This is a genomic window from uncultured Shewanella sp. (assembly GCF_947501225.1).
Classification (GTDB): domain Bacteria; phylum Pseudomonadota; class Gammaproteobacteria; order Enterobacterales; family Shewanellaceae; genus Shewanella.
On sequence record NZ_CANMUW010000007.1, the window covers coordinates 195,286 to 205,720 of the forward strand.

A 10,435-nucleotide genomic window follows, 5' to 3' on the forward strand; every position below is an offset into this window, starting at 1 on the left:
CTTTTAACTAATGTGTAATCAAATTTGCTATTTAAATAAAGCATTTATTCAACTTATGCCTTAGAAATCAAATAGCTTCCCTGCTCCCCCTTGGCTTTTAGATCGTTGACGATGGCAACGAGACCATCCCAGCGAAATGCACACCAATCGGGAGCAAGTAACATAGGTTTTTTTGCATAGGCCGTAACTCTATGAAAAATTATATCTTTAGGTGTGTTGCGGATCAGTTCACCAACACTGTAGGCGTATTCTTGCACGGTGAGCAGCTTCATCCTGTCGTTACGCCATGCCTTAGCCATGGTACTGCCTTCGACGATATGTAAAGGATGTAATTTTAAACCGTCTACACCTGCAGCTAAAACGGCTCTTAAACTGTTGAGGTAGTCTTGATGCTCCTCACCCGGTAACCCTAAAATAAGATGAGTACAGACCTTGATCCCCTTTGCACGCGCACGGGTAACCGTATCGACATAATCGGCCATAAGGTGGCCCCGGTTGATACGTTTGAGGGTTTTATCATTCGCAGATTGCAAGCCAAGCTCTAACCATACCTCTATGCCCCTGCTCTGATACGATGCCAGTAACTCAATCACATCATCAGAGACACAGTCCGGTCTTGTACCGACACAAAGGCCAACGATGTCTGGATCTTCGATCGCTTCATCGTATTTGCTTTTCAGCACCTGATATTCATCATAGGTACTGGTATACGCTTGAAAGTAGGCAATATATTTTGAGGAGCGCCCAGCAACCCTTTCACGCCCCTGAGCTAACTGCTCCTGAATTGATAGCTCGCTGCCGTGCTCATGATTAAAGGAGGCCACATTACAGTAGGTACACCCTCCCTTGCCCAGGGTGCCATCTCGATTCGGACAGGTAAACTTTGCGTCTATGGTTAACTTCTTAAGCCTTTCACCAAATTGATTCTTACAAAAAACACCAAAAGTATAAACGTACTGATCCAGACCCACTAAACACTCACCCACACCACATAATTGCGGTATTTTAATCTATTCAGCGGGCAGAAACATCGCGCCATATCAAAATATTGTCGATTAACTCCCCTATACCCGGAGAGTGCAAAATAATGTGATCCGACGCAAACTTAGAAAACAAATAAAACTAAAATCACCAAGGCTGCATAATTAATCAAACGCTAAAATATGAAATCATTCACTGTACATGCAAAAAAAATCACTTTCCTGAAAATTAACTCAAAACTTTTTTTGTTACACCATTGTGAACAATTGAAACTAGTATTTCTAAAATTCTTTTTATTCATAATGTTATACACCACAATCAGCAGTTAACGTTAACGTAAATTAAGAAGTTGACTGTATTAAACGTCCGTTATCAGTCACATTTTATGCAATATTTTGGTTTGACCTTTAACCATTCTGGCGGTAATTTGGATCGTTCGGGTGCATATATATACTAGTTAACCCCGAGTAGTATTTAGTTAAAGTTTGAGGGAGTCTTTGTATGAGCTTATATCACCCCAGTTTTGAACGTGAGAATTGTGGTTTTGGCCTGATAGCCCAAATGGACGGTGAGCCTAGCCATAGAATAGTAAGGACAGCCATACATGGTCTTGATCGCATGAAGCATCGGGGAGGTATCGCTGCCGATGGACGTACCGGTGACGGTTGCGGCCTGCTCATGCAACTTCCGATAAAATTCTTTGAGGCGGTAGCCGCAGAAAACGGTTGGCACTTGAGCCGAAAGTTTGCCGTAGGGATGTTTTTTCTCAGCCAGGATAAGAAGCTTGCCGATGAGGCCAAACTCCTATTGGAAAGAGAGCTGGAAAAAGAGACCCTCAGCGTAGCGGGCTGGAGAGAGGTTCCGGTAAACCCGGACGTACTGGGCTCTATAGGAAAGAAGAGTCTGCCGCAGATATACCAGGTACTCATTAATTCTCCCATAGGGTGGCGAGAGAAAGACCTTGAACGTCGTCTCTATATGGCAAGACGTCGCTTAGAGCAGCAACTCCCCCACGACAAAGATTTCTACGTAGCCAGCCTATCGGGGCAGGTTATCGTCTACAAGGGGCTGATGATGCCTGTCGATCTGCCTGAGTTTTATCAGGATCTCGCCGACATCAGGCTGCAAAGCTCTATCTGTCTGTTCCATCAGAGGTTTTCTACAAACACATCACCTAAGTGGCCACTGGCACAACCCTTCAGATATCTGGCACACAATGGTGAGATAAACACGATCACAGGTAACCGGCAGTGGGCTCGTGCCCGCGCATATAAGTTTAACGCCCCTCTCCTGCCCGATCTCCAGCAAGCCGCCCCCTTCGTCAATGAAAGCGGCTCTGACTCTTCATCCCTGGATAATATGCTAGAGATGTTGCTCGCAGGGGGAATGGATCTCTACCGTGCCATGCGTTTGTTGATACCACCGGCATGGCAGAGTAACCCGGAGATGGACGAGGAGCTCAAGGCCTTCTACGACTTCAACTCCATGCATATGGAGCCCTGGGACGGACCGGCAGGCATCGTCATGACAAACGGCAGGCATGCGGCCTGCGCCGTCGACAGAAATGGATTACGCCCCTCCCGCTATGTGATCACGAAAGATAGGGTACTCACCCTCGCCTCTGAAGTGGGGATCTGGGATTATGCCCCGGATGAGGTGGTCGAGAAGGGACGAGTTGGTCCGGGTGAGCTGCTGGTACTCGATACCCTGAACGGACAGCTCTACTCATCGTTTGAGATCGATAACGATCTGAAACGCCGCCACCCATACAAGGAGTGGATGGCAAGAAACAGCCAGACACTGACTCCTGCCGAACAGATACCAAAAGAGGAGCAAGGAGTATGTGAATTCACCCAGGCTCAGCTACTTCAATATCAGAAACACTTTGGCTATTCACGTGAGGAGCTGGAGCAGGTTATCTGGGTACTGGCACAAAAAGGTGAAGAGGCAACAGGCTCAATGGGGGATGACACCCCTATGGCAGTACTGTCCAAAAAATCCCGTACCATCTACGACTACTTCAGGCAAAAATTTGCCCAGGTCACTAATCCGCCTATCGATCCACTCAGAGAGAAACATGTGATGTCTCTCTCTACCTGTGTCGGACGCGAACAAAACCTCTTCAATGAGACTACAGGCCACGCTTACCGGGTGATGTTCAACTCGCCAGTTTTGCTCTTTAGTGACTTCAACCAGCTATTGGCACTGGACTCGACCTATTATCGAGCCAATACGGTAGATCTTAATTATGACTTGAGCGAAGGCCTCGAGAGTGCTGTAAAACGGATCTGTGATGAAGCCGAAAGACTGGCCCGCACAGGAACAACCCTACTCATACTCTCCGACAGAGCCACTGCGGACTCCAAGCAGGTTGTGCCTGCGGCGATGGCGGTTGGCGCCGTGCAGCATGTACTGGTCAATAAGAGCCTTCGCTGTGATACCAACATCATAGTTGAAACGGCATCGGCCCGTGACCCGCATCATTTCGCCGTGTTACTGGGCTTTGGCGCTACGGCTATCTATCCCTATCTGGCCTACGAGTCCATATCTGCACTGGCAAAGCAGCACAATACCTCTGACACCAGTCAGCTATTGCTTAACTTCCGTCACGGTATCGACAAGGGGCTGAGAAAGATCATGTCGAAGATGGGGATCAGCACCGTTGCCTCCTATCGTTGCAGTCAACAGTTTGAGGCTGTCGGCCTGGCAAGTGATGTCGTGGATCTCTGTTTCAACGGTGTTGTCAGCCGTATAGAGGGCGCCGGTTTCGAGCTGATCGAACAAGATCAAATTTTACTGCATAAACACGCATTCAGGGCCCATCAGCCATTGAATCAGGGCGGACTGCTAAAATACGTTGAGGGAGGCGAATACCACTGCTTTAACCCGGACGTCGTCAACACACTGCAAGCCTGTCTGAAAGACAGAGATTATCCAGCCTATAAAAAATTCACCGAATTGGTTGATAAGCGGCCTATCGCGACCCTGCGCGATCTTATCGATGTGAAGGGTGAACTGGAACCTATAGAGATCGACAGGGTCGAGTCCGCTGACAGCCTATATCCGCGATTCGACAGTGCCGCCATGAGTATCGGCGCACTGAGCCCTGAGGCCCATGAAGCGCTGGCAGTGGCGATGAACCGTCTCGGTGGCCGCTCCAACTCAGGTGAAGGCGGAGAAGATCCGGCTCGCTTCAATTCCGAGCGTAACTCGGCGATTAAACAGATAGCATCGGGAAGGTTCGGTGTCACGGCTCACTACCTGGTCAATGCTGAGGTTCTGCAGATCAAGGTGGCTCAGGGAGCAAAACCCGGTGAAGGGGGACAACTCCCCGGTCATAAGGTGAGCGTTGAGATTGCTGCACTTCGTAATGCACGCCCCGGAGTCACATTGATATCACCGCCACCACATCATGATATCTATTCGATTGAAGATCTGGCGCAGCTTATCTTTGACCTCAAGCAGATAAACCCCAGAGCACTCATCTCGGTCAAGCTGGTTTCTGAACCCGGTGTTGGTACCATTGCAACAGGTGTCGCTAAGGCTTACGCCGATATGATAACCATCTCAGGTTATGACGGTGGTACCGGCGCAAGTCCCATTACCTCGGTGAAATATGCCGGTAGCCCTTGGGAACTGGGCCTTGCCGAAGTTCATCAGTCGCTCCTGCAAAATGGTCTGCGTCATAAGATTCGACTTCAGGTCGACGGCGGATTAAAGACGGGACGGGACGTCATCAAGGCGGCGCTATTGGGTGCCGAAAGCTTTGGTTTCGGTACGGTTCCCATGATTGCGCTGGGGTGTAAATACTTGCGTATCTGCCACCTGAACAACTGCGCAACCGGTGTCGCGACCCAAAACGAGCAGCTCAGAAATGAGCACTATCATGGCCTGCCCGAGCGCGTTATGACCTACTTCGAGTTTGTTGCGCAGGAGATAAGAGAATGGATGGCTGCACTTGGCGTCACACAGTTCGAAGATCTTGTCGGCAGAAGTGAGTGGTTAACCGCACTCGATGGCGACACTCTCAAACAGCAGGGGCTGGAGCTCAGCCCGATTCTATATACCCCTGAGATCCCCAAGGGCTCGGCGCGCACCTGTCAGGAGATCAATCCGCCATCGGATCTTGGCGAGCTTAACATTAAGCTGCTTGAAAAAGCCAGGGAGGCTGTTGAACAGGGCTCTCCTCTGGAAGCCAGGTTCAATATCAACAACACAGATCGATCCGTTGGTGCCTCACTTTCAGGCTTTATCGCAACGACTCAGGGAAAAGAGGGCGCGAAGGCCCAGATAAAGCTCAAGTTTAATGGCAGCGCCGGTCAAAGCTTCGGGGTGTGGAACAGCCCCGGACTCGACCTGACCCTCTGTGGCGATGGCAACGACTACGTCGGCAAAGGGATGTCCGGCGGCAAGATCACCATACATCCACCGCTTGGCAGCACGTTCCAGAGTGAACGCTCGGCCATCATAGGCAACACCTGCCTCTATGGTGCATCGGGCGGAAAGCTATTCGCCGCCGGCATCGCCGGAGAACGTTTTGCGGTAAGAAACTCCGGAGCGACCGCAGTCGTGGAAGGTCTGGGTGATAACGGGTGTGAATATATGACCGGCGGCATCGTTGTCGTTCTGGGTAAAACCGGGGTTAACTTCGGTGCGGGTATGACAGGTGGCTTTGCCTACGTATTCGATCGCTTCGGACGATTTAACCGTAGGGTCAACACTGAGCTGGTCGATACCCAGAAGCTGGAATCTCCTATCCATCAGCAACACCTGAAAGAGTTGATCGAGGAGCATGTTGCCGAAACCGGGAGTGAACACGCGAAGATGCTGTTAACCGACTTTGAAAACTGGCTCGACTGCTTCCTGATAGTCAAACCTAAGAGTGTTCCGGTCTCAGATATTCTAAGGCTCGAGCAATCACAGCCCGAACTCAAAGTGATAGCGGGGTAAGAACAGATGAGTAATAATTTTCAGTTTATCGAAGTCGATCGCAAAGATCCTGTCAAACACCCGGTTAAGAAACGTGCCACTGAGTTTATAGAGATATATCAACCCTTCGCACAATCTCAGGTCAATGAGCAGGCGGACCGTTGTTTAGACTGCGGCAACCCCTACTGCGAGTGGAAATGCCCGCTACATAATTACATACCTAACTGGTTAAAACTCGCCCAGCAGGGTCGCATCCTCGAGGCTGCCGATCTGGTACATGAAACCAACACTTTGCCGGAGATCTGTGGCCGGGTTTGCCCCCAGGACCGTCTGTGTGAAGGTGCCTGTACCCTAAATGAGGAGTTTGGTGCCGTCACCATAGGCAATGTGGAGAAATATATCACAGATACCGCCATCGCTCAGGGCTGGAAACCCGATCTGAGCAAGGTCACTCCAAGAAAAGAGCGCGTAGCCATAGTAGGTGCAGGCCCGGCTGGGCTAGGCTGTGCCGACATACTGGCGCGCAACGGTGTCAGTGCGGTCGTGTTTGATAAAAACCCTCAGATAGGCGGCCTGCTTACCTATGGCATCCCCTCTTTTAAGCTTGATAAGTCTGTGATGGCGACCCGCCGCTCAGTGCTCGAAGGGATGGGAATCGAATTCCGGCTGGGCATCAATATCGGTGATGATATCGCGTTCGATGAGCTTGTTAACGACTACGATGCCGTCTTTCTCGGCATGGGAACCTATACCGCAATGAAGGCCAGGTTACCCGGTGAAGATGCCCAGGGTGTCTATCAGGCCCTTCCCTATCTTATCGGTAACACCCACCAGCTCATGGGAACATCAGATGAGGAGTCTCCCTACCTCAACCTGAAAGATCAGAAGGTCGTGGTACTCGGTGGCGGAGATACCGCTATGGATTGTGTCCGCACCGCCATACGTCAAGGCGCTAAAGAGGTCACCTGTGCCTACCGCCGCGACGAAGAGAATATGCCGGGTTCGCGTCGTGAAGTACAAAATGCTAAAGAGGAGGGGGTTCAGTTTCTCTTTAACCGGCAGCCTGTCGCGATTAAAACTCAAGACGGTCAGGTTACAGGCATCGAGTGCGTAGAGACCCGAATGGGCGCTGCTGACGATAGCGGACGCCGCCGCCCCGAGGTTATCGAGGGCAGTGAAGCCCAGCTCGATGCCGATGCCATCATCATCGCCTTCGGCTTCCAGCCCAGTCCGGCTAACTGGCTTAAAAACCATAATGTCGACCTGGATGAATGGGGACGGGTCATCGCCCCTAAAGTTGCCGATAACCCATTTCAAACCAGCAACCCGAAGATCTTCGCCGGCGGCGACATGGTGAGAGGTTCAGATCTTGTCGTCACCGCCATCGCCGAAGGTCGAGATGCCGCACTTGGCATACTCAACTATTTCGAAGACTAGTTCAGAAGCTCAACCCAACCAACCCTTTTGCTTGTGATTTTAGCGCATCGACCGATGCGCTTTTTTTTATCCGTAAATAAGTCAACAAGATGCCGCTCAGTCAAAACCATCAGACGAGTAGATAACTCCAGCGCAAATCAAAAAAACGAACCAACAGGTGCGTTTTACATGCTAAGCTTTCATCTCAATCACAGCTTCAATAACACGCTACACGTATATTCGATCCTATGAACAAACTCAGCCGAAATGAAAGACTGACAGTCATCTTAAAACTGCTCAGCGAACATAACACCTTATCAAATGCACAATTAGCCAGGCTGCTTCAGGTGACACCCAAAACAATTCGTTGTGATCTGGTGCATCTGGAACGGGAAAAGCAGGTGATAAGGCGTCACGGCGGTGTACAACGCTCTGCAGAGTTCGATGCCGATAAATATAGTCTCGATAGTTTACTGTCTCAGTTAACAGCCAGCAGACCCTTATCGGCTCTTATGACACAGAGCCTCTCAGACGATGGGGTCAGCAAGATGAATAACAAGATTTTTATACTCGGTTCCTTCAACGTAGACATAGTCTCCAAACTGGAGCGTTTCCCTCAACCGGGCGAAACGCTGCACTCACTGACAAATAGCATAGGCGCCGGCGGCAAAGGGGCAAATCAGGCCTTCGCGGCGGCTAAGAGCGGAGCCAATGTCACCTTCATGACCAAGATAGGCAAAGATCAGTTCAGTCACTTTGCCAAGGAGCACCTTGCCGGCACTGGCATAGATAACACGATTATCATCGAGTCAGAAACCTCTCCTACCGGCAATGCACTCATCTATGTCTGTGAACCGACGGGCGAAAATATGATAGCCGTTCACTCGGGTGCCAATACCGAAATTACACAGTCGGAGGTATCACAGGCCGAGCAACATATTGTGGGCGCCAAGCTGTTTCTGACACAGCTGGAGAACAATATCGACGCCATCAGGCAATCCATGATGATAGCCGCAGAACACGGAGTGAAGGTGGTCCTCAACCCCGCCCCCTATCATGAACAGACCCCCGAGCTGTTACGCTATGTGGATGTTATCACCCCCAACGAAACCGAAGCCTCATTGATGACAGGAATCGAAGTCACGGACCTGAGCAGTGCTAAGCTGGCCGCGAAGAAGATCAATCAGATGGGGGTTAAAACCGTGGTCATCACACGCGGCTCCCAGGGTGTACTCCTGTATGAAGATGAGCGCTTCATGGAGGTAGGTGCCATAAAATGCGCCGTCACCGATACCACAGGTGCAGGTGATGCGTTCAACGGCGCACTGGTTGCCCGTCTCGTCGAAGGGGAATCGCTGCTCGGTGCGGCAAGATATGCTAACGCCTACGCCTCGTTGGCCGTCGAGCGGGAGGGTGCGGCCAATATGCCAGATGCTGCTTTGGTCGCAGCACGACTATAAGCCAGCCTAAGTCTGATAATAGGCAGTGTTATAGGGTCTTGGCTATAACGCTGCCTAATTACTTGTCGGATAACAAGTTTCAAATATCTTTTTAGTGGTTTCATTGGGCTGAATGCCTATTGGGTTAACTTGTGGGAAACCATAGCCCTACTTGTACCAATTGCTTGCAGCAGGCTTTAGTGCAAGTAATCTCTCGGTACGCTGTGAATATATCCCTATACGCTCTGCGGTTTCATCCATGAAACCGAAGCCCTCGAGCTCACTTGCACCTGAGTTATCTCTCTCTTCGATTTAACTTTATTTGTTATAATGTTTTTGGACACAAATGAGTTAGAGCCAAGAATCTAACTCGTGAGGCTTTATTTAAGAAAAGTATGGCAATGGGATGTGCGGTAACGCCCCACTCAGGGGCAAATAATAGTTGGTTATAATATGCGACGAAGGAGCAAAACCAACTGTTATTTGTCCTTTGAAGTGGCTTGTTATACGTTACCTTTAACCAATTTTCTATACTTTAAAATCTTGATTTTTCGTGAATGATCCGCACGACTATCAGGTATAACCCCTGTTCTTACAGCTGATATTGCATAGCTAAAAATATTTACTCTAGTACTACCGTTTAATTCTTCTAATAAATCATTTTCGAAAGGTTTAAATTTTCCAGCTATATCTATCAAAATTGAATAGTCTAATTTTTTAGATTGAATGACATCAAATAGGTCTTTTTCCATAACTTCATGAGGCGAGCACTTAGGGTAATAAAATATTAGAAATTGTCTAAAAGTATCTAGATTGAGTTCAATACTTGTATCAAACACTCCCTCTGCTCGAACTTTTTCAGAAATATTATTCTGATATTCCAATGATTTATTCTTTATATCTTCAAACTGCTCATCAGCTTCCTCTAGCTTAGCACTTAATAAAAACAGCTTTCTTTGTAATTCCAGAGGAACCTGTTCTTTACTTTTATATTGAAGTTTATGTTCGATTTCAGCCCATGCATGCATCAAAACCGTTCTAATTTGAACTTCACTTTTAATATCTTCAAGGCCTCTATAGTTTGGCGTTTCACACCAATTTTTAGCGACTTTAATTATGCAATGGTGAGATCTATAGCCAAACTCATTTATTTCTAAGTTTTCTGATTTATTTTCAGATTGCTCAACTAAAAAGTTAGCTTTAAGTAACTTTTCCACCTCATGTGTATCATTAGGAAAGTACAATACAACACGAAGACCTACAAAATCTTCTGTTTGTGCGAAAGGGTCAGTGTAATTTTTTGTTGATATTTTTTCATAAAAGGATTCAAAACTTTTTACTCGACCATAAACGGCTAAGTAAGGTACATTTAAATCATCTAAATATACCTTTATTGCATCCTCTAAATTATCCTTCAATCGAAGAAAAGAGCTATAAGAACTATTATATTGTTCTTTTAATTTTAATTTATCCATAAATACTACTCTTTAGACTGATGTACGTATAACGCCCTGCTAATAAGTGAACCGAGTGCTGGCGGGCGATTTGCTCAGCAAATGGCATGACAGCCTTAGTGAATCTGGATTTAGCAGCTTGTATGGATAATAAACTCACCTGATTTACAAATAGTTTCCAGTTTCGGGTAATGTGAGACCCAGGCTTTAGCTGCA

General features: G+C 48.2%; 6 protein-coding genes. 3 read left to right on the forward strand and 3 right to left on the reverse strand.

Annotated elements, in window-relative coordinates:
• Positions 1-53 precede the first annotated feature (53 nt).
• On the reverse strand, positions 54-971 hold the full coding sequence (locus tag Q1B47_RS12680; protein WP_299794138.1) for a TIGR01212 family radical SAM protein: 918 nt from the start codon (positions 969-971) through the stop codon (positions 54-56).
• A 511-nt stretch (positions 972-1,482) separates the two neighbouring features.
• Between Q1B47_RS12680 and gltB the strand changes: the two genes are divergently transcribed.
• The 3 genes from gltB (at position 1,483) to rbsK (ending at position 8,786) form a co-directional block, all read left to right on the forward strand.
• On the forward strand, positions 1,483-5,931 hold the full coding sequence (gene gltB / locus Q1B47_RS12685) for a glutamate synthase large subunit (RefSeq protein ID WP_299794141.1): 4,449 nt from the start codon (positions 1,483-1,485) through the stop codon (positions 5,929-5,931).
• Between the two features lie 6 nt (positions 5,932-5,937).
• A complete protein-coding gene (locus tag Q1B47_RS12690) occupies positions 5,938-7,347 on the forward strand; it encodes an FAD-dependent oxidoreductase (RefSeq protein WP_299794144.1) in 1,410 nt (469 codons plus the stop codon).
• A 227-nt stretch (positions 7,348-7,574) separates the two neighbouring features.
• Positions 7,575-8,786 carry a ribokinase gene (gene rbsK / locus Q1B47_RS12695; RefSeq protein ID WP_299794147.1) on the forward strand — a complete coding sequence of 404 codons (1,212 nt, stop codon included), beginning with the start codon at positions 7,575-7,577 and terminating at the stop codon, positions 8,784-8,786.
• Positions 8,787-9,268: 482 nt separating this feature from the next.
• Here the strand turns inward: rbsK and Q1B47_RS12700 are convergent, their stop codons facing one another.
• Positions 9,269-10,240, reverse strand: a complete 972-nt coding sequence (locus Q1B47_RS12700) for a hypothetical protein (protein ID WP_299794150.1) — start codon at positions 10,238-10,240, stop codon at positions 9,269-9,271.
• The coding region (locus Q1B47_RS12705; RefSeq protein WP_299794153.1) for a hypothetical protein at positions 10,233-10,435 on the reverse strand (203 nt) is incomplete at its 5' end. The genes Q1B47_RS12705 and Q1B47_RS12700, both read right to left, overlap by 8 nt.